The sequence below is a fragment of the Streptomyces sp. BA2 genome (assembly GCF_009769735.1).
GTDB lineage: Bacteria > Actinomycetota > Actinomycetes > Streptomycetales > Streptomycetaceae > Streptomyces.
In genome coordinates, this window is the sequence record NZ_WSRO01000002.1 from 1,111,440 (window position 1) to 1,129,912 (window position 18,473).

Annotated in this window: 14 protein-coding genes; 8 read left to right on the forward strand and 6 right to left on the reverse strand. The window is 71.7% G+C overall.

Annotated features, from left to right (window positions below; genetic code table 11):
- Positions 1 to 23: 23 nt before the first annotated feature.
- The gene (locus E5671_RS07635; RefSeq protein ID WP_160503081.1) at positions 24 to 452 is read left to right on the forward strand and encodes a hypothetical protein; all 429 of its coding nucleotides are present in this window, start codon (positions 24 to 26) and stop codon (positions 450 to 452) included.
- Here the strand turns inward: E5671_RS07635 and ccrA are convergent.
- A complete protein-coding gene (gene ccrA / locus E5671_RS07640) occupies positions 434 to 1,726 on the reverse strand; it encodes a crotonyl-CoA carboxylase/reductase (RefSeq protein ID WP_160503082.1) in 1,293 nt (430 codons plus the stop codon). The two genes, E5671_RS07635 and ccrA, sit on opposite strands and share 19 nt — an antisense overlap.
- Before the next feature lie 186 nt (positions 1,727 to 1,912).
- Here ccrA and E5671_RS07645 point away from each other — a divergent pair, with 186 nt between their 5' ends.
- Positions 1,913 to 2,896 (forward strand): acyl-CoA desaturase, encoded by a 984-nt coding sequence (locus E5671_RS07645; protein WP_160503083.1) that lies wholly within the window; start codon positions 1,913 to 1,915, stop codon positions 2,894 to 2,896.
- Here the strand turns inward: E5671_RS07645 and E5671_RS07650 are convergent.
- The 4 genes from E5671_RS07650 to E5671_RS07665 form a co-directional block, all read right to left on the reverse strand.
- Complete coding sequence (locus tag E5671_RS07650; protein ID WP_160503084.1) at positions 2,838 to 3,860, reverse strand: alpha/beta hydrolase; 1,023 nt, start codon at positions 3,858 to 3,860, stop codon at positions 2,838 to 2,840. The two genes, E5671_RS07645 and E5671_RS07650, sit on opposite strands and share 59 nt — an antisense overlap.
- A 73-nt stretch (positions 3,861 to 3,933) precedes the next feature.
- Positions 3,934 to 7,998: a type I polyketide synthase gene (locus E5671_RS07655; protein ID WP_160503085.1), complete on the reverse strand. Its 4,065-nt coding sequence runs from the start codon at positions 7,996 to 7,998 to the stop codon at positions 3,934 to 3,936.
- Entirely contained in the window at positions 7,995 to 9,788 is a 1,794-nt protein-coding gene (locus E5671_RS07660) for a fatty acyl-AMP ligase (RefSeq protein WP_160503086.1), read from the reverse strand. The genes E5671_RS07655 and E5671_RS07660 overlap by 4 nt, the downstream gene beginning before the upstream one ends.
- A 216-nt stretch (positions 9,789 to 10,004) precedes the next feature.
- Positions 10,005 to 10,727 (reverse strand): MerR family transcriptional regulator, encoded by a 723-nt coding sequence (locus tag E5671_RS07665; RefSeq protein ID WP_160503087.1) that lies wholly within the window; start codon positions 10,725 to 10,727, stop codon positions 10,005 to 10,007.
- Between the two features lie 123 nt (positions 10,728 to 10,850).
- Between E5671_RS07665 and uvrA the strand changes: the two genes are divergently transcribed.
- The 6 genes from uvrA (at position 10,851) to E5671_RS07695 (ending at position 17,818) form a co-directional block, all read left to right on the forward strand.
- Positions 10,851 to 13,436 carry an excinuclease ABC subunit UvrA gene (uvrA, locus tag E5671_RS07670; protein WP_237330126.1) on the forward strand — a complete coding sequence of 862 codons (2,586 nt, stop codon included), beginning with the start codon at positions 10,851 to 10,853 and terminating at the stop codon, positions 13,434 to 13,436.
- A gap of 687 nt (positions 13,437 to 14,123) precedes the next feature.
- On the forward strand, positions 14,124 to 14,921 hold the full coding sequence (locus E5671_RS46130) for a lipase family protein (RefSeq protein ID WP_237330487.1): 798 nt from the start codon (positions 14,124 to 14,126) through the stop codon (positions 14,919 to 14,921).
- A 138-nt stretch (positions 14,922 to 15,059) separates the two neighbouring features.
- The gene (locus E5671_RS07680) at positions 15,060 to 16,331 is read left to right on the forward strand and encodes a helix-turn-helix domain-containing protein (RefSeq protein WP_160503088.1); all 1,272 of its coding nucleotides are present in this window, start codon (positions 15,060 to 15,062) and stop codon (positions 16,329 to 16,331) included.
- Positions 16,332 to 16,454: 123 nt separating this feature from the next.
- Positions 16,455 to 17,039: a hypothetical protein gene (locus E5671_RS07685; RefSeq protein ID WP_336605694.1), complete on the forward strand. Its 585-nt coding sequence runs from the start codon at positions 16,455 to 16,457 to the stop codon at positions 17,037 to 17,039.
- A gap of 5 nt (positions 17,040 to 17,044) precedes the next feature.
- The gene (locus tag E5671_RS07690; protein WP_160503089.1) at positions 17,045 to 17,497 is read left to right on the forward strand and encodes a hypothetical protein; all 453 of its coding nucleotides are present in this window, start codon (positions 17,045 to 17,047) and stop codon (positions 17,495 to 17,497) included.
- A gap of 123 nt (positions 17,498 to 17,620) precedes the next feature.
- On the forward strand, positions 17,621 to 17,818 hold the full coding sequence (locus tag E5671_RS07695) for a DUF5999 family protein (RefSeq protein ID WP_160503090.1): 198 nt from the start codon (positions 17,621 to 17,623) through the stop codon (positions 17,816 to 17,818).
- A 34-nt stretch (positions 17,819 to 17,852) separates the two neighbouring features.
- Here E5671_RS07695 and E5671_RS07700 read toward each other — a convergent pair whose 3' ends face one another.
- Positions 17,853 to 18,458, reverse strand: coding sequence for a DUF2867 domain-containing protein (locus E5671_RS07700; RefSeq protein WP_160503091.1), 606 nt, complete (start codon positions 18,456 to 18,458; stop codon positions 17,853 to 17,855).
- Positions 18,459 to 18,473 lie beyond the last annotated feature (15 nt).

The window sequence follows — 18,473 nt, forward strand, 5'->3', positions numbered from 1 at the left end:
AAGTGAGCGAACGGAGCGAGCGTGTGAATCGGTTGAAGCTGAAGTACGCGTCGGTGAAGTACACGTCGGTGGCGGGAATCGCGGCCCTCGCCGTCCTGGCGGGCCCCGCGGCGCCCGGCGCGGGCGCCGTGAGCCCGCATGCCTCACACGCACCCGGGGCCGCCGCGACCGCGGCCCCGCGTCCGACACTGACGGCGAAGTCGACCGTGGCCAGCGTGCGCGCCTGGCGCGACTTCTACATCTACGGAGTCGGCCGCAACATGCGGCCCGGCACCCGCGTCACGCTGCAGCAGAAGCAGGGCAAGCGCTGGGTGTCGCTGCCCGCGTCGGTGTACACCGCGCGCAACGGCGCGTACAAGATGCGGGTCAAGCTCGGTCTCAAGGGCCGCAACTCCCTGCGCATCGCCGGCGGCCGCGCCATCTCGCCGACGGTCTATGTGACGGTGCGCTGAGCCCACGCGCCCCTCTTCCCGAGCCCGGTCCTCGGCGCGAGCGCGAGCACGCCGACCTTTCCCGTGTGGCGGTTGGCCTGGACGAGTCGGGCGGCTTCGGCGGTGTCCTGGAGGTCGTACGTCACCGACAGGGCGGGCCGGATGTGGCCGAGGTCCAGGAGGCGGGCCACGGCGGCCTGCTCCTGGAGGTTGGCCCCGTGGCTGCCGATGACGCGCTTGAGGCGCATCCAGAGGTAGCGGTTGTCGAACTCGTGGAGATAGCCGGTGCTCGATCCGCAGGTGACGACGGTGCCGCCGCGGCGGACCACGAAGACGGAGACCCCGAAGGTCGCCCGGCCGACGTGCTCGAACACGATGTGCGGATCCTCGCCCACCGCGGCGCGGATCCGCTTGCCGAGCCTCTTGCCGACCGCCGTCGGATCGGCGGGAGCGGTGCCGGTCAGACCGATCTCGGCACGGTTGATCACCGCGTGGCAGCCGAAGGCGCGGGCGCGCTCCGCCTTCTCCTCGCTGCCGACCACGCCCACGGCGATGCCGCCGCCGCCCCGGACGAGCTGCGCGGCGTACGCGCCAAGGCCGCCCGCCGCGCCCCAGATCAGCACGATGTCGCCCTGGGTCATGCGCGCGCCGCGGTCGCTCACCAGCATGCGGTAGGCGGTGCCCGCGCACAGCGGATTGCCTGCCGCCTCCTCCCACGTCAACCGGTCCGACTTGGGCAGGAGCTGGCTGGCGCGAGCCACGCAGTAGTGGGCGAGGCCGCCGAAGTTGGTCTCGAAGCCCCAGGCCAGCTGGGAGTCGCCGAGCATGCCGTCGGCGTGGGTCGCCGGTTCCTCATCGTCGACGTAGGCGGGGGTGACCACGACCTCGTCACCGATGTTCCAGCGGCGCACCCCGGCTCCCGTACGGACGATGACTCCGGCCGCGTCCGAACCCACCACGTGATACGGCTGGTCGTGCCGCGCGGCCCAGCCTCCTTTCGCGCCGAAATGCCGCAGAAAGGAGAACGTGGATAACGGCTCGAACATCGCGGACCACACGGTGTTGTAATTGATCCCGCTCGCCATAACGGCCACCAGGACTTCGTCGGGAGCGAGTTCCGGCATCGGCACGGAGCCGACATGGAGTGTTTTTCGGACGTCTTTGTCCGCCACTCCCATGAAACTCTCCACATCCTCCCTCCGCAGATGCGCGGCGGTGAATTGGGCAGGTACGGGAAGCCGGCGCAGCTCGTCCGCCTCGGCTCCCGCGACGACTGCCTCTGCGAGCACATCCATGAGGTTCCTCCTTCGGCGCGGTTGTCCCATCACAGTGCGGCGGAACCTCCGCCATCCACAAGCCGGTCGGCCGCAATTCACCAGGATCGCTAATCGACCCGTAGCCCTGTCATCACTTTTCGAGTAGAGCCTCTCTATTTCCGTCGCTAATGTCCGGCTCACCCGTACTGGAAGGTGAGAGAATCCATGGCAGAAGAGAGCGCGAACGCCGCCTGGGGCGAACGCATGGGCACAGCCGACCGGGTCGTCGTGGGGGTGTTCGTCGGAATTCCCTTTGTCGCGGTGATCGCGTCCGTCGTCGTGCTGTGGGGGTGGGGAGTCACCTGGCACGACCTGGTCATCGGCGCGGTGATGTACGCCGTCGCCGTGCACGGCATCACCATCGGCTACCACCGCCTGTTCACGCACAAGGCGTTCAAGGCCGCACGCCCCCTCAAGATCGCCCTTGCGGTGGCCGGGACGATGGCCGTCGAGGGTGACGCGATCACCTGGTGCGCGGATCACCGCCGCCACCACCAGTTCGCCGACCGGCCTGGAGACCCGCACTCCCCCTGGCGTTTCGGCACCTCCGTCCGGGCGCTCCTGAAGGGCATGGTGTGGGCGCACGTCGGCTGGACCTTCAACAACGACAAGACCGACCGGCACAAGTACGTCCCCGACCTCCTCGCCGACCGCGATCTGATCCTGGTGGCGCGCTGGCAGCCACTGATCGTGCTGTTCTCGTTCGGTGCGCCCGCCGTGGTGGGAGGGCTCTGGGGCGAGGGCGGCTGGGACTCCGGCGCGGCGTGGTCCGCGTTCTTCTGGGCGGGTCTCGTCCGCATCGGTCTGCTCCATCACGTCACCTGGTCGATCAACTCGATCTGCCACATCAGCGGGGCCCGGCCCTTCCGGGTGCGGGACCGCTCGGGAAACGTGTGGTGGCTGGCGCCGCTCTCCGGCGGCGAGTCCTGGCACAACCTCCATCACGCCGACCCCACGTCCGCCCGGCACGGGGTGCTGCGCGGCCAGCTCGACTCCAGCGCACGCCTGATCCGCCTCTTCGAGCTGGCCTCGTGGGCCGGCGCGGTGCGGTGGCCGGACGAGCGACGCCTTGCCCGCCTCGCCGCCGACGTCAGGACACCTGCGCGGGAAGCCCAAGGCCCGCCGCCAGCGTCGGCCAGGAAGCCTTGAACTCCCGCTGCCAGGACGGCCAGGCGTGCGAGCCGCCCCGGTAGAAGCTGACCGTCGCCGGAACGCCCGCGCGGTCCAACTGCCGGACGAATCCGTGGGCCTGGCCCCACAACGTGCCCTCCAGAACCGCCCCTTCCAGGTTGCCGAAGTCGCTGCTGGGGATGCCGCTGCCCTGGGAGACGTACAGCCGCGTCCCGGCCAACTGCTTCGCCAGGGCGGCGGGGTTGTGCCGGTTCCAGTTCTCGCGGTGCAGGAACGGGCTTCCCCAGAGGGCGGAGGGAAGCTGAAGCTCCCGGGCGACGATGGCGTTCATCACCGTCGGCATGCCGGGGGCCGTGGTGTCCAGGACGCCGCTGTACGAGGCCGCGGCGCCGAAGGTGCCGGGGTGCCGGGCGGCGAACGCCATGGCGCCGTAGCCGCCGGTGGAGACTCCGGCGACGGCGCGGGTGCCGTTCGCGCGGTAGGTGTCACGCAGAAGCCCCGTCAACTCCTCGACCTGGAAGGCCTCGTAATCGGGGGCGTTGGGACTGCCGTGGTTCCACCAGTCGGTGGGGATGCCGGTGGGGCCCGAGGCCGGGATCACCGTGATGACGTCCTTGTCGGCCAGGAACTCCTCGACGTCCGTCTCACGGGTCCAGGAGGTGTAGTCGTCGTGAGCGCCCTGGAGGAGGTAGAGCACGGGCCACGTACGGTCCGGCAGCTCCTTGAAGCGAGCCGGCAGGATGACCCGTACGGGGAGCTGCTTGCCGACGGCGGGTGAGTCCACGGTGAGGTCGACGGTCCGGGAGTCGAGCCACTTCTCACCGACGACGCGCGGGCCTTCGGCGGCGCGGGCTGCCGTCCGCGACGCGGTGGGTGTCCCCAGGGCGGTGGATGTGCCCAGGGCCCCACCGGTGGCGAGGAGCGCGGTGACCGCGGCGAGAGCGGCCAGCTTCTTGCGTGGTCTGCGGTGCTTGTGCGGCATGGGAGTGGTCCCCTTCTCAAGTTCTCAACTTCTCAAGTTCTCAAGTTCTCAAGCGGGTAGGCGGGCACGCGGGTCAGGCGTCGGGCAAGTCGCGGGTCAGGAGTTCCGCCAGGGCGTCCACGACCGGGGGATCGAGCAGGGAGAGGTGGTGGCCCGGCAGCGGGGTCACCGTGAGGTCCGTGCAGTGGGCGTCCCAGCCGAGGCCTTCGTCGTCCCGTTCGTAACGGGCGTCGCGCACGGTGTGCGGGGCCGGTTCGGTCGCCCGGTAGAGGAGGGTCCGGCCTGCGTACGGGCCCGGCCGGTGGCGTTCGCCGCTGCGGAGGTCGAGGGCCGAGGTGCGCTGATGGTCGAGGACCGCCTGGGGGAGGTCGACGGCCTGTTCAAGGAGCTTCATGACGAGGGCGATCTGCTCGTAGTCGTCCCGGCGTGCCAGTTCCTCGTACCGCAGGGCGAGTTGGGCGCCGTAGGTGCGGGCTGTGTACGTGGCGAAGTCGGCATAGCGGCGGCGGGCTTCCTCCACCGGCGTCAGCCCCGGAGGCACGGGCAGGGGCAGTACGGAGTCGAGGAGCACCAGAGCCCCGACGGTGCCGTGTCGTGCGAGGAGCCTCGCGGCCTCCTGGGCAAGAAGCCCGCCGTAGGACCAACCACCGATCAGCCAGGGGCCGTTGGGGGCCACCGCGCGGATGCCTTCCGCGAACTTCGCCGCGCGGGGCCGTACGTCCTCCGGGGTCGTCAGTCGGTCGAAGCCGTACACGGGCCGGGAGCCGGAGAGGCGTTCAGCGAGGCGTGCGTACACCTCGGAGGAGCCGCCCGCCGCGTGGGCCAGGAAGAGGGGGGTGCCGCGACCTGAGTCGGCCAGCACGCGGAGGGGGCCCTCCCTGCGCCTTGCCTTCGGTTCCTCCCTCGCCCCGCGGGGAGCCCCACCCCGCGGGGCCTCCGGCAGCAGTTCCGCGACCCCCCTCAGCGTCGCCTGCCGCAACAGCACCCCCGGCTCCACCTCCACCCCGAACTCCCGCTCCACCGCGGTCCGGATGCGCGCCGCGGTGAGCGAGTCGAGCCCCAGGTCGGTGAGGGGCGTGTCCGCTTCGATGCGGTCCGGGGTGTAGCCCATGACGTCGGCCACGCAGCCGCGGAGACGGTCGAGCGGACCCGTGCCGTCGGTGGGCTCCGACGCGTGACGTGGCCGCTCGTGCGGGCCCGGAGCCTGCCCCGCCCAGAACCGGCGGTGCCGCCAGCGGGGCGTGGGGACGTCGACGACGCGCGCGCCCGGATGCGGGCCCTGGGCGGACGTGGGCGCGCCGAGGCCTCGTACGAGCAGAGAAGCCAGCGAGGTACGGAAGGTGAGCGCGTCGTCGGTGCCGCGGCGCAGGGTCGGAAGGACCAGCGAGCCTTCGGCGCCCGCCTCTCGCAGCGTCTCGGTCAGTGGATTCAACTGCGTGGGATGCGGGGCGACTTCGACGAACAGCCGGTGGCCGTCATCGGCGGCGGCGCGTACCGCCTGCGTGAAGCGGACGGGGCGCCGCAGATTGGCCACCCAGTAGTCGGCGTCGCAGGGTGCCGGGTCGCGCGGGTCGGACAGGACGGTGGAGTAGCGACGGCAGCCGGGCCGCGCGTGGCGCACGGTGCCGAGCTCCCGGGCGAAATCGGCGAGCAGCGGGTCGACATCGGGCGAATGCCCGGCGCCGGCGACGCGCAGGGAGCGGGCGAAACCGCCCTCCCCGGTGACGTGTTCGATGAGTCGGCGCACCTCGTCCGCGGAGCCGGTGACCACGCTCTGCGCGGGGGACGCGTGCACGGCGACCTGGAGCGTGCGGAAGTCGGCGGCCAGGGCCTCGATGTGCTCGCCGGGGCGGTCCACGACGGCCATCGCGCCGCCCGTGAGCCCGGCGAGGAGCCGCGAACGGATCGCCACGACGCGCGCGCCGGTGGCCTCGTCGATGGCGCCGCAGACGACGGCCGCGGCGATCTCCCCCATGGAGTGGCCGAGCACGGCCTCGGGCTCGAAGCCGTAGGCTCTCCACAGCTCGGCGAGGGCGACCTGGATGCCGTAGAGGGCGGGCATGACGACGGCGGGCGAGGTCAGATCGGCGCCGGGATCCATGCAGTCCCGCAGGGAGATGCCTGCGTGCTCGCGCAGCAGCGGCTCGATGCGGTCGACAGCGGCGGCGAACTCCGGCTCCGTGGCGAGGAGTTCACCTCCCATGCCGGGCCACTGCGACCCGTACCCGGAGAACACCCACACCGCCCCCGGGCTGCCCTCGGCCGCGGGTGTCCCGACCACGACCCGCCCATCGGGTTCCCGTCCGCCCAGACGGGCAAGCCCCGTGGTCAGCTCCTGCCGGTCGCGGGCGACGACCGCCGCCCTGTGGCGGCCACGCCCCACGCGGCCGGACAGGGTGCGGGCCAGGTCCGCCGGGCGGACGGAGCGGCTGTCCGGTTCTGTCAGCCATTGGGCCAACTCCCCCGCGTACGCGCGTACGCGGTCCTCGGTGACGCCGTCGAGCAGGGCTACGACCGCGCCGGTGGCCGCGCGTGGACCGCGCGGCACGCGGTGTTCCGTGAGGACCACGTGCGCGTTCGTGCCCCCGAAACCGAACGCCGAGACTCCCGCCCGAGCCGTGCCCGAGTAGCGGGGCCACGGCTCGGGTCCCGTGACGACGCGCAGCCCAAGGGCGTCGAGGTCCGCGTGCGGGCCCGGAGCGATGAAGTGCAGATGGGGTGGGATCTCGTCGTGGTGCAGCGCGAGGACCGTCTTGATGAACCCGGCGATGCCCGCCGCGGCCTCCAAGTGACCGATGTTCGTCTTCACCGAGCCGATGAGCAGCGGCTGGTCGGCGGCCCGCCCACGCCCCGCGCCGAGCGCGGCCGAGAGCGCGGACGCCTCGATCGGGTCGCCCAGGGCCGTGCCCGTGCCGTGCGCCTCGACGTAGTCGACAAAGGCGGGCGCGGCGGGATGGCACCGCTCTAGCAGCGTGCGCTGGGCCCCCGCACTCGGTGCCGTGAGTCCGTTGGAACGGCCGTCCGAGTTGACCGCCGTGGACTCGATGACCGCGAGGACCCGGTCGCCGTCACGTTCGGCGTCCGCGAGGCGCTTGAGGACGACGACGCCGCACCCCTCGCCGCGCACCATGCCGTCGGCCGACGCGTCGAACGCCTTGCACCGCCCGTCGGCGGCCAGCGCCCCCGCGCGCTGGAAGCCGAGCGTCACGGCGGGGGAAAGGAGCAGGTTCACCCCGGCGGCGAGCGCCATGTCGCTCTCCCCCGCACCGACGCTGCGTACCGCGTGGTGCACGGCGACGAGCGAGGAGGAGCACGCCGTGTCGACCGCCATGCTCGGGCCGCGTAGATCGAGGAGGTAGGAGAGGCGGTTCGCGGCGATGCTCAGGGCCGCGCCCGGTGGGGTCCAGGCCCCGACCGAGTCCGGGTCCGCGGTGGTGAGATGGGCGTATTCGTTGCCGCTGATGCCCACGAAGACGCCGGTACGGGTGCCCGCTAGGGACGGCGCGGGCAGTGCCGCGTGGTCGACGGCCTCGCGGGCGACCTCCAGGAGCATGCGCTGCTGCGGGTCCATGGCGGTGGCCTCGTCGGCGCCGATGCCGAAGAACTCGGCGTCGAAGCCCGCCACGGCGTCGATGCCCCCGTCCCCGAGGAAGCCGCCGTGTCTGCTGAGGTCGTCCGGCAGGCTCCGCCCCGCCCGTACGAAGGGCGCCCAGCGGTCGTCGCCGACCGTGCCCACGGTGTCGCGGCCCTCGCTCAGGAGCCGCCAGAAGGCGGCGGGCGAGGTGACCGCGCCGGGCAGCCGGCAGCCGACGCCGATGACCGCGACCGGTGAATCACCCTCCGCGCCAGGCCTGTTGGGGCCGTCCTGCTCGGACGGCGAACCGCCGTGCTCCGGTTCGCCGCGCGCCACCCGCTCCGTGAGCGCACCGATCGTCGACGCCTCCCACAGCAGCGTCGCGGGCAGCCGGGTGCCCGCGAGGTCGCTGAGGCGTGCCGTCAGGACGACCGCGTCGCGCGAGGTGAGGCCCAGCTCCACCAGCGGTCGGTCGTCGGTGATCTCCTCGGCGGCGAGGCCGTACCAGGCGCTCAGGCTCTCGACGATCACGGCCCGGATCTCCGCGTGGCCCGCCTCCGTCATCGCGCGCCCTCCGCGCCGCTCCTGCCACCCTCTCCGAAGGTGTCGAAGGCGCCGAGCAGATAGCGTGCCCGGCTCGCGGCTCTGGCGACCTTGCCGCTGCTCGTCCTTGGCAGCGAGCCCGGCGGGATGAGGAGGAGCTCCGCGATGCGCAGCCCGTGCCGGGCCGAGACGGCTGCCGTGGCCGTGCGCAGGGCGGCGAGCAGGTCCTGTTCCGTGGGTTCCGCGCCGCGTCGGTGCTCGGCGACGACGACCAGGACGTCGGTCTCCGTGCCGGTCCAGGGCACGCAGAACGCGGCGAGCCGGTCACGGCGCACGAGGTCGACGGCGGACTGCACGGTCTCCTCGACGTCCTGGGGGTAGTGGTTCCGGCCGTCCACGATGATCAGGTCCTTGAGCCGCCCCGTGACGTAGAGCCGGCCCTCGTGGAGTGCGCCGAGATCCCCCGTGCGCAGCCATCCCGCCTCGTTGTCCGCGCCGGTGGCGTCGGGCGGGCAGAAGCCGAACACCTCATCCGAGAGGCCACTTCGCTTCCAGTAACAGAGGCCGACGTTGGGTCCGCGCAGCAGGATCTCACCGACCTCGCCCGTCCCCAGTGCGGCCCCGGTCGCCGGGTCGGCGATGCGCAGCTCCTGCCCGGCCGGGGTGCCGCAGGCCACGAGGAGCGTCACACCTTGGTCAGTCAACTCCCCTACGTCGAGGCGCCCTTCGGACAGGGCGAGCGGATCACACGCCAGAACCGTTGGCGGTGCGTCGAACGTGTCGGTCGTCACGAACACGGTGGCCTCGGCGAGGCCGTACGCCGGGCAGTGCGCCGCGGGCGCGAGTCCCGCGTCGGCGAACGCGTCACGGAAACGGCCGACCGTGCCGGGGCGCACGGGTTCGCTGCCGTTGATGAGGACCTTGACCCGGTCGAGGCGCAGCTCGGCGGCCTCGTCCCTGTCGATCCTGCTCGCGCAGTAGTCGTAGGCGAAGTTGGGGGCGGCGCTGATCGTCCCGGGATACGCGGCGAGCAGCCGCAGCCAGCGCACCGGGTGCTCCAGGAAGGCGACGGGGTCCATGAGGACCGAAGGGAAGCCGCCGACGACGGGGGCGGCCACGCTCAGGACGAGGCCCATGTCGTGGAAGAGCGGCAGCCAGCCGACCGTCGTGTTGCTCGCCGCGTCGGCCGCGAAGGCCTCGATGGCCTGGCGGGCGTTGGCCACCACGTTGGCATGGCTGATCACGACGCCCGCCGGGCTGCGCGTGGAGCCGGAGGTGTACTGGAGGTAGGCGATGTCGTCCGCTTCGAGCCGCTCGGGAAGGGCGACCGCGGACGTCTCGCCCGGCCGGTCCACCAGGACCACAGGCACCGGCGGCAGACCTTGCCCGGCCATGAACCGCTCGACCCCAACCGCCGTTCCCGTGTCGGCCAGCACACAAGCCGGTTCACAATCGGCCAGGACGGCCGCCAACCGCCCCTCATGCCCCGGGAGTTCGGGGCTGAACAGCGGTACCGCGATCACCCCCGCGTAGAGACATCCCAGGAAAGCCGCCGCGTAGTCAAGTCCCTGCGGGAGCAGCAGGGCGGCTCGCTCGCCGGGGCCCGCGATCGCCGCGACCTGTCCGGCGACCGCGCGGGCGCGGGCGTCGAGACCCTGCCAGCCGAGGGTGTGGTGCAGGCCGGGCGATGACGGTTCGGGGAACTCCACGTAGGTGAAGGCCCGTTGGTGCGGCCGGTCGGCTGCCCAGTGCGCCAAGTGGTCGGTCAGCAGGGGGCCTTCGGGCGGCTTGAGGGTCTGAGGTCTTGGCATGGCGGCTCCAACTGGACGGCGCGATGACCGGGGGCGGGCGTCGCGGGGCCGGGACGAGCGGTGCACCAGGTTCCGCCCGGATGTGATCCGTGAGTAAGACGGGTTGCTGACAGATCGTCTGACAACCTCTGTCACTTCACTGACAAGCCTCCGCACATGGCTACGACGGGTCAGGCTGATCAGTCGCCCGGCGCGTCGGTGACGCTTTGATCGTCACTACTGATCGTCTGAGACGTACTGATGCAGCCGTCCGGAGGCGGCCAGCATGGCGGTCGAGCGCGCGGCGACGCCCGCGAGGCGCTGCTCGATGGCCGCACGGAGCGCGTCGGGGCTGCCCGTCTCGCGCAGACCGTCGAGCACGGCGTGGATCTGCGGCAGGGGGTAGTGGCCCTGCCGGAGGATGCTGACGATGCGGGCGTCGCGTACGTCGGCGGGGCCGAACCAGCGGTAGTGCGTGCCCGGTTCACGCCGCGGCTTCAGCAGGCCCGCCGACTCCCACACCCGCAGCGCGGAGGTGCGCACACCGAGGCGGGCGGCCACCTCGCCGATGCGCAGGTGTGGTGGCGTGGCGGGCGCGGGGGTGTCGTCCGGGGTCTCCTTCGCGACGGCTTCCAGGGCCTCGCCCGCGGCCCGGAGCGAGAGCCGCTGCTGGTGCAGGTCGGCGTGCCCGGCGTCGACGAGGGTGAGGGCCTGCGGAAGGTCTCCCCCGTGGACGGCCCGCATGATCGCCTGGGCGGTTTCGATGCCGTAGCCCGGGACGAGCGCGCGATAGGTGAGCAGGGCGTCGCGGTGGCGTGTGCCGAACCTGCGGTATCCGGCGGGCGTGCGCGGGGTCGGCGGCAGGATGCCCGCGTCGGCGTAGTTGCGGATCTGCTGGGTCGAGACTCCGGCCGCCCGCGCCAGATCCACCGGGCGCAGGGCCGTCTCGGCTCGGCTCATGAAGGGACCTCCCCTGACTGGCGTCGAAGCACGGAGTTGAAGGTTATCCGAGCAGGACCCTGCCAGGTACCGCCGCTCTCGCTCAAAAGTCTCAACAAGCACTTCAATGAAACACTTGAAGGCATGGATGCAAGCACTGCCATGGACGCAAGCACTGACAATGCCGATGCGATCCGCATCAAGGGCGCGCGCCTTCACAACCTCAAGAACGTCTCGCTCACCATCCCCAAGAACCAGCTCGTCGTCCTGACCGGCCTCTCCGGCTCCGGCAAGTCCACGATCGCCTTCGACACCCTGCACCGGGAGGGCCAGCGGCAGTATCTGGAGTCGCTCGGCCTGGTCACCACCTTCGCGAGCAAGCCATCGGTCGACTCGATCACCGGCCTTTCGCCGTCGATCAGCGTCGACCAGCATCTGACCAACCGCAGTCCCCGGTCGACGGTCGGCACGGTCACCGAGGTCTTCACATATCTGCGTCTGCTGTGGGCGCGCATCGGCCATCGGCCGTGCCCGTCGTGCGGGCAGGACGTCCCACCCGCCTACCACGTGAGCGGCGACGAACTCTGGGACGACGAACCGTCGGGGACCGAACCCGCCGCCGACGGTTCGCCGGACGACCAGCCCGCACTGCCCTGCCCGCACTGTGAGGCGCCGGTGCCGGGCATGGTGATGGGCACGTTCTCCTTCAACAAGCCCGCCGGTGCCTGCGTCACCTGCACCGGCATCGGCACCGTCTTCCGGGCCGACGTGCACCGCCTGGTCGACGACGGCCTGAGCGTGGCCGGGGGCGCCGTGCTCGGCTGGCTCCCCGCCCTGACCGCGCGCAACATCCCGATCCTGCGCGCCGCGGGCGAGCACTACGGCTTCACCTTCGACGCGGAGACTCCCGTACGTGAACTCGGCGAGGAACAGCGGGACTTGCTGCTCCACGGCGTGGAGAGCGAGCGGTTCCACCGCCACTTCCCGGACGCCGCACCACCGGCGACGGTCAGCCGGGGCCGCTTCGAGGGCGTGGTCACGAACATGCTGCGCCGGTACGCCGAGCGCATCGACGACGCCGCCTACCGCGAGAAGGCGGAGAAGCTCCTCGTCAACGACGTCTGCCCGGACTGCGACGGCACCCGCCTTCGCCCGGAGAGCCGCCGGGTCACCGTCGCCGGGCTGACCATCGTCGACGCGGCGCGCCTGCCGCTCGACAAGCTCGCCGGGTGGATCGAGGGCCTGCGGGAGTACGTCACCGACAGCGAGGCGTGGCAGGTCACCGAGCCGATCGTGGACGATCTGCGGGAGCGCGTGCGCCGCCTCGTCGACGTCGGTGTCGGCTATCTGACCCTGGAGCGGGCCACACCCAGCCTCTCGGCGGGCGAGACCCAGCGCCTGCGCCTTTCCGCACTGCTCGGCTCGGGCCTCACCGGCGTGCTGTACGTCCTGGACGAACCGACCATCGGGCTGCACCCTGCGGACACAGCCCGCCTGGTCGACGTCCTGCGCCGGCTGCGCGACCTCGGGAACACGGTCCTGGTCATCGAGCACGACCTCGATGTGCTGCGCGCGGCCGACCATGTCGTCGACGTGGGGCCCGGCGCGGGCCGCGCCGGCGGGCACATCGTGGCCGAAGGTTCGCCGGACGAGGTGGCGGCGACCGCCGGTTCGGTCACCGGTGCCTATCTCTCCGGGCGCCTCGCGATGCCTCTTCCCTCGCTCCGTACGCCCGCGTCGGGTGCCGAGCTGGTCATCCGCGGGGCGCGGGCGCACAACCTCAGGAACGTCACCGCGCGGCTGCCGCTCGGGCGGCTCGTCGCGGTGAGCGGGCCATCGGGCTCGGGCAAGTCGTCGCTGGTCCTCGACATCCTGGGGCGTGCCGCGCGGCAGCGTTTCCACGGTGCGGGCGACGCGCCGGGCGCCCACGACGGGATCGAGGGCTGGGAGCACGTCGACAAGGTCGTGACCATCGACCAGCAGGCGATCAGCCGGGTGCCCCGGTCGAACGCGGCGACGTACTCGGACGCGTTCACGCCGATCCGTGAGGCGTTCGCGGCGAGCGCCGACGCACGTCGACGGGGGCTCACCGCGGGGCATTTCTCCTTCAATGTGGCGGGGGGCCGCTGCGAGCGGTGCACGGGGGCGGGGGTGCTGACCGTGCAGATGCACTTCCTGCCCGACGTGGAGGTGCGCTGCCCCGCCTGCCGTGGCCGCCGCTTCAAGCCCGATGTGCTCGCCGCACGGTACGGCGGACACGACATCGCGCAGGTCCTCGACATGACCGTCGACGAAGCGCTGACGGTGTTCGCCGCCGTGCCGGGGGCGGCGACCCGGCTCCAGCGCATGTCGGACGTCGGCCTCGGCTACCTCCAGCTCGGCCAGCCCGCGACCACGCTCTCCGGAGGCGAGGCCCAACGCGTCAAGCTGGCCAAGGAGTTGGGGCGCCGCGCCACTGGCCGCACCCTCTACCTCCTGGACGAGCCCACGACCGGCCTGCACGCCGCCGACACGGCGCGCCTGCTCGGCGTCCTGCAACGCCTGGTCGACGCCGGCAACACCGTGATCACCATCGAGCACAACCTGGACGTCATCCGCGCCGCGGACTGGGTCGTCGACCTGGGCCCCGAAGGCGGCGCGGCGGGCGGCGAGATCGTGGCCGAGGGCACCCCGAAGGAGATCGCGCGGGCGAGCGGGTCAGGGACGGGGGCGTTCCTGGACGGGGTGTGACGCGAGGCCCCGCTAGCTCCGAGGACGGTCGGTCACATAGCTGTCGCCACTTGTGCCGCACGCACAGTTCCGGCCCGGTGGGCTGTGGTTCCGCTGACTATCGACGGCCGATTACCGCTCCGTAGCTTCACGGCGTGCACAGCTGTCCCCCCCTCGAAACGAAGGAGCACCCCGTGCGCAGGCCAAGAGCGGAACGGAAGAAGAGACTGCTCGCGCTGACCGCGGCCGTCGCCCTCGCGGGCCTGGGTCTCGGCGTACCGACCCTGACGGCGGGCGCCGCCGCGGCCCCTGACGCGTCGGCAGCGTGCGACGCCCCGGACGAGCGGATCTACCAGGTGCCGGGATCCGTCCCGAGCGCCCCCGGCAGCGTCATCGCCTGCCGGACGACCGAACTCCCCCACGTGCCGGGCAACATCGCGATGCGCGCCTGGAAGGTCCAGTACAGCTCGAAGGACAACACGGGACGACCGGTCGCGGTCTCGGGGACCGTCGCCGTGCCGGACGCAGAGTGGAAAGGGCGGGGCAGCCGTCCCGTCGTGGCCTTCAACCCCGGGACGCTGGGGCTCGGTTCGCAGTGCGCGTTCTCCAAACAGCTGGCGGGCGCCTACCAGGACGAGTACGAGGGCGAGAATCGCGGCACTTCTGAAGGCCGGTTACGCCGTCGCCGCGACGGACGGCGCGGGCTACCTGGACGGTCAGACCCACCCGTACGTCTCCGGGGCCGACGCCGGGCACGCGCTCCTCGACATCGCGCGCACGGCCCCCGCGATACCCGGCAGCGGCATCGACCCGAGGACGAAGGTCGGCCTGTGGGGCTACTCCGAAGGCGGTGCGGCCAGCCTGTGGGCGGCGCAGCTCTCGGCTTCGTACGCCCCTGAACTCGACATCGTCGGCGACGCGTCCGGCGGTGTGCCTGGCGATCTGAAGGTGGTCGCCAAGGCGCTGAACGGCGGCCCGTTCGCGGGCTTCATGGTCGACGCCGTGCTCGGCCTGTCCTCGGCGCACCCCCAGATGCCGTTCGAGGAGCTCATGAACGACCAGGGCAGGGAAACCCTCAAGAAGGCCAGGTCACACTGCCTGGTGGGCACCATCTCGACCCTCGCGGGCCAGAAGATCGAGGACAACACCAAGGACGGTCTCAGCCTCGACCAGCTCTACGCGCTCAAGGGCTCGGACGGCAGGACGTGGGGCGAGGTCGTCGACGCGCAGAAGCTCGGCGTCGGCATCGGCCGCAAGGACTCAGGGGCCACGTACGAGATCGACTTCCCTGTGCTGCAGTACCGCGGCGCGCTGGAGGAGGTCATCCCCGCCGAGACCGAGGACGCGACGCGCCAGGCGTACTGCGAGGCGGACATCACAACCCGGTGGAAGGTCTACCCGGGTGAGCACCTGACGACCGATCAGCTGGCGAAGGACGACACGGTCAAGTGGCTCGGGGACCGGTTCGAAGGCAGACCGGAGTTCGGCAACTGCCTTCTGCCGTGAGCTAGTTCGCACCCGCTGCCTCTTGTCACCCGGGCGACAGGAGGCAGCATCATGGCTGTCCGTACTCGACGGGCCGCCGCGCACCCGTGGCGGTATCTTCACCAAACCTTTGTCCCCCGCGCGCAGAGGGAGCACCTCATGGTGAACCGTTCGACGCTGCCCGGCGGCATACCCCCGACCCCCGCGCCCGCGGGCACCCCGGCGGAGGAGTCGTACGCCGCGTTCAAGGCCTTCCCCTCGGGCCTCCACGATCACGTGAGGCCGTTCCTCGACGACATCACAGCGGAGGTGGTGCGGGCGATCCGCACGGAGATACCGGAGTACGCCCGCCCCACCGACGACACGTACATGCATGTCGTGAACCGGGGCGTGGAGCAGGCCCTTGAGGGGTTCCTGGCCCGGATGGCCCACCCGGACACCGACTGGGAGTCGGTGAAGGCCACGTACCAGAACATCGGCAGGGGCGAGGCGGACGAGGGCCGCAGTCTCGACTCCTTCCAGTCGGCGCTGCGCCTCGGCGCGCGCGTGACGTGGCGCCGGGTCAACGCCCTTGTCGACGCCGACCTGCTGCCGCACACCGTCCTCGCGGCCTTCGGCGAGGCGCTGTTCGTGCATCTGGACGAGATGGCCGCGGCGACGACCGCGGGCTACACCGAGGCCAGGCTGCACGCGGCGGGCGAGCTGCAGCAGCGCCGCGCGCGCCTCATCGATCTGCTGACCGCCGATCCCCCGGCGTCGGCGGAGGCCATCGCCGATCTCGCGCAGACCGCCCAGTGGCCCATCCCGCGCGAGGTGGCCGTCGTCGTCATCGACCACGTCCTCACCCCGGAGACCATCAGGCCCATCGTGCCGCCGGAGTTCCTCGCCCGCTTCTCCGAGCAGCCCGGCTGCATCGTGGTGCCCGACCCGCAGGGCCCGGGGCGGGCCCGCTCCATCGCCGCGGCGCTCCAGGGGCTGCGTGCGGTGATCGGGCCCACGGTCGCGCTGCACGAGGGCGCGCGCTCGCTGCGCTGGGCGCTGGACGCCCTGGACCTGTCCCGGCGCGGCATCCTGCCCCGCGCGGGCCTGCTGCACTGCGCCGACCACTTGGCGACGCTGCTGCTCTTCCACGACGAGGCCCTGGTCGACGCGCTCGCGCAACGGCATCTGCTCCCCCTGGAGGAGGTGCGCTCACCGCAGCGGGAGCGCCTCGCCGAGACCTTGCTGTGCTGGCTGCGGTGCGGGCACAACGCGAGCGAGGTCGCCACGCGTCTCGCGGTGCATCCGCAGACGGTCCGCTACCGCCTGCGGCAGCTGGACGAGGTGTTCGGCGACCGGCTGCACGATCCGGCGGCGCAGTTCGAGATGCAGCTGGCGCTGCACGCGCTGAGCCTGCGGCCGGCCGCGGGTGAGGGGAGCGCGGCGCGGTGAGGCGACACGCCATCGGTTAGCCGGACACATCACCCGGACGCGCCGCGAGGGTGGCCACTCTCGCCCACTGTCCGGCCGTAATGTCCCCTTCGTCCCAACTCCCAGGCGAAGGGCAGTTCTTACGTGCGCACCCACCCGGCCCTCCGAATCCCCCCACGGATCCTCCCCCGCCTCGTCGTCCTCTTCCTCCTCCCCCTGCTCACCACTCTCAGCGGCACCCTGCTCGCACCGGCACACGCCCACACCGACGCGCCCGCGCAGCACACACCGTCCGCCGTCAGCCTGCAGGCCCCGCCGCCCGCGACCGAAGAGCCATGCACCAGCAAGGACCCCGCGGTCTGCCTGATCCGGCAGATGACTCCGGAGGAGCGGGAGCGGGCACGTGAGGTGCGGCTGCGCTACCACCGGCTCCTGGACACCATGGAGCGCGTGGCGGACCGTATGCACGAGGAGGGCCGCTCCGACGAGGAGATCGCCCGCGTCCTCGTCGACATGCGCAACGAGGCCAAGGACATCACCCGCGCCGGGATGACGCCCGAGGCGATTCAGGCCCTGGAGCAGCGGAACATGAAGAAGTACGGCAACCCCCTCGGCCCGACCGCGGACCAGCAGTTCGCCAAGTACGGCAGCTGGGCCAAGGTCATCGAGGCGTCGACCCGCACCAGCGCCGCCGTCGACCAGGAACTCGGCATCCCACCGCGCGCCTGACTTCCATGCTGCTCAAGGACTACGACCACCACGGCCGGACGTGGGCCCTCGACCCCCGCACGGGGCTCCTCTCCCCCGCGTCCGGCCGCTGCCACGGTTTCGTCCACACGGGCGGGGAGGCGGCAGCGGCGCTGTACGCCGACCCTGCCGACGAGGAACCGACCCTCTGGCTTCAGTTCGGCGGACGCCGCTGGGACTGCGGCGCGGTGACGGTCCATCAATCCACAGGACCGGCAGCCGGCACACGCCGCTTCACGGTCGAGGACGCGCGAGGCACGACCCTCCTCGAACTCCCCTACCCAGCACCGGACCCCGGCCCCTTCGACCCGACGTACGACTGGATCGACGCGGAGGCGGACGACTTCTTCCTCTGGGCGGCGGGACGCCTGGCGGATGCGGACGCGGCGTCGCGTACCACACTCCTGGCGCACTTCCGGGCCGGTTTCCTGCCCACCTGAGGTCACAAGTAGCCTCTCCGAACGATGAGTTGACGCCTCCCGAGAGGTCTTGACTCATGCAAGGAGAAACCGAGAACGACCGGGCCGCGCGCAAGGTTCGCGACCCCCATCCGGAGGTACACCATGTGCGCCCACCAGCCCCCGTGCCCGCCCGCCGACAGCCCCGGCCACCTCGCGGCCCGCGTCCTGTCCGCCCACCCCGAACAGGGCTGGAGCCTGCTGTGCAACGGCACGATCGTCTTCGACGACACCGGCGAACTGCTGCCGGACGGAAGGGTGGTGGCCGCAGCGAGGCCGCTGGCGATGGCGATGGCGGCCTGAGCGCACGGTCGTGCGCAGGGTCCGCCCCGGTTCCTTACGTACGCACGGGCGGCTGCCCCTCGGCGCCCGCTCGCCACGAGCGTCCGATCTCCCGCATCAGCGCGGGGTACACGATCCAGAGCCGGAACGGCTTGATCGCCGCCATGTAGGCCGCGCCGAACCGCCCGTTCGGCTTCACCAGGACGGCCATCTGGCCTCGGTAGCCGCCGGATCCGTCCGGTACCCAGCCGATGTGCATGACCGTGTGCACGGTGCCGTTGGCCATCTCCGCGGCCCACTCGTCCTTGAGCAGGTACATCGGGGTGAGCGGGAACGTGTCGGACTCCGGGCCCTTCGGTGCCTCGCGCAGGTCGTCCGGCATCCGGTCCCGCAGCGAGACCACCCGGGAGCCCAGGCCCGTCTTCGGGCGGTCCCAGCCGAGCACCGCACCGATCTTCCAGCGGGCCGCCCACACCACACGGACGACGAGCGGGGCGTTCTTGGGGAAGTCGTCGCCACGGACGGTCTGCTCCACCAGCCTGGGAAGGTCGTCGGGGCCGCCCGGCGTGGGCAGCGCCCACACGTCCTCCACCTGGAAGTCGCGGGTGAGCTCGTGGATGCGCCAGGGACGTGACGTGTGCGCGGTCTTCGGCAGTTTCATTCCTGAACCTCCGTG

Excerpts from the sequence above, each read along its gene's own strand:
- ccrA (WP_160503082.1), bottom strand. The coding sequence starts at position 1,726 with ATGGATGTGCTCGCAGAGGCAGTCGTCGCGGGAGCCGAGGCGGACGAG.
- E5671_RS07645 (WP_160503083.1), top strand. The coding sequence starts at position 1,913 with ATGGCAGAAGAGAGCGCGAACGCCGCCTGGGGCGAACGCATGGGCACA.
- E5671_RS07650 (WP_160503084.1), bottom strand. The coding sequence starts at position 3,860 with ATGCCGCACAAGCACCGCAGACCACGCAAGAAGCTGGCCGCTCTCGCC.
- E5671_RS07655 (WP_160503085.1), bottom strand. The coding sequence starts at position 7,998 with ATGACGGAGGCGGGCCACGCGGAGATCCGGGCCGTGATCGTCGAGAGC.
- E5671_RS07660 (WP_160503086.1), bottom strand. The coding sequence starts at position 9,788 with ATGCCAAGACCTCAGACCCTCAAGCCGCCCGAAGGCCCCCTGCTGACC.
- E5671_RS07665 (WP_160503087.1), bottom strand. The coding sequence starts at position 10,727 with ATGAGCCGAGCCGAGACGGCCCTGCGCCCGGTGGATCTGGCGCGGGCG.
- uvrA (WP_237330126.1), top strand. The coding sequence starts at position 10,851 with ATGGATGCAAGCACTGCCATGGACGCAAGCACTGACAATGCCGATGCG.
- E5671_RS07680 (WP_160503088.1), top strand. The coding sequence starts at position 15,060 with ATGGTGAACCGTTCGACGCTGCCCGGCGGCATACCCCCGACCCCCGCG.
- E5671_RS07690 (WP_160503089.1), top strand. The coding sequence starts at position 17,045 with ATGCTGCTCAAGGACTACGACCACCACGGCCGGACGTGGGCCCTCGAC.
- E5671_RS07695 (WP_160503090.1), top strand. The coding sequence starts at position 17,621 with ATGTGCGCCCACCAGCCCCCGTGCCCGCCCGCCGACAGCCCCGGCCAC.
- E5671_RS07700 (WP_160503091.1), bottom strand. The coding sequence starts at position 18,458 with ATGAAACTGCCGAAGACCGCGCACACGTCACGTCCCTGGCGCATCCAC.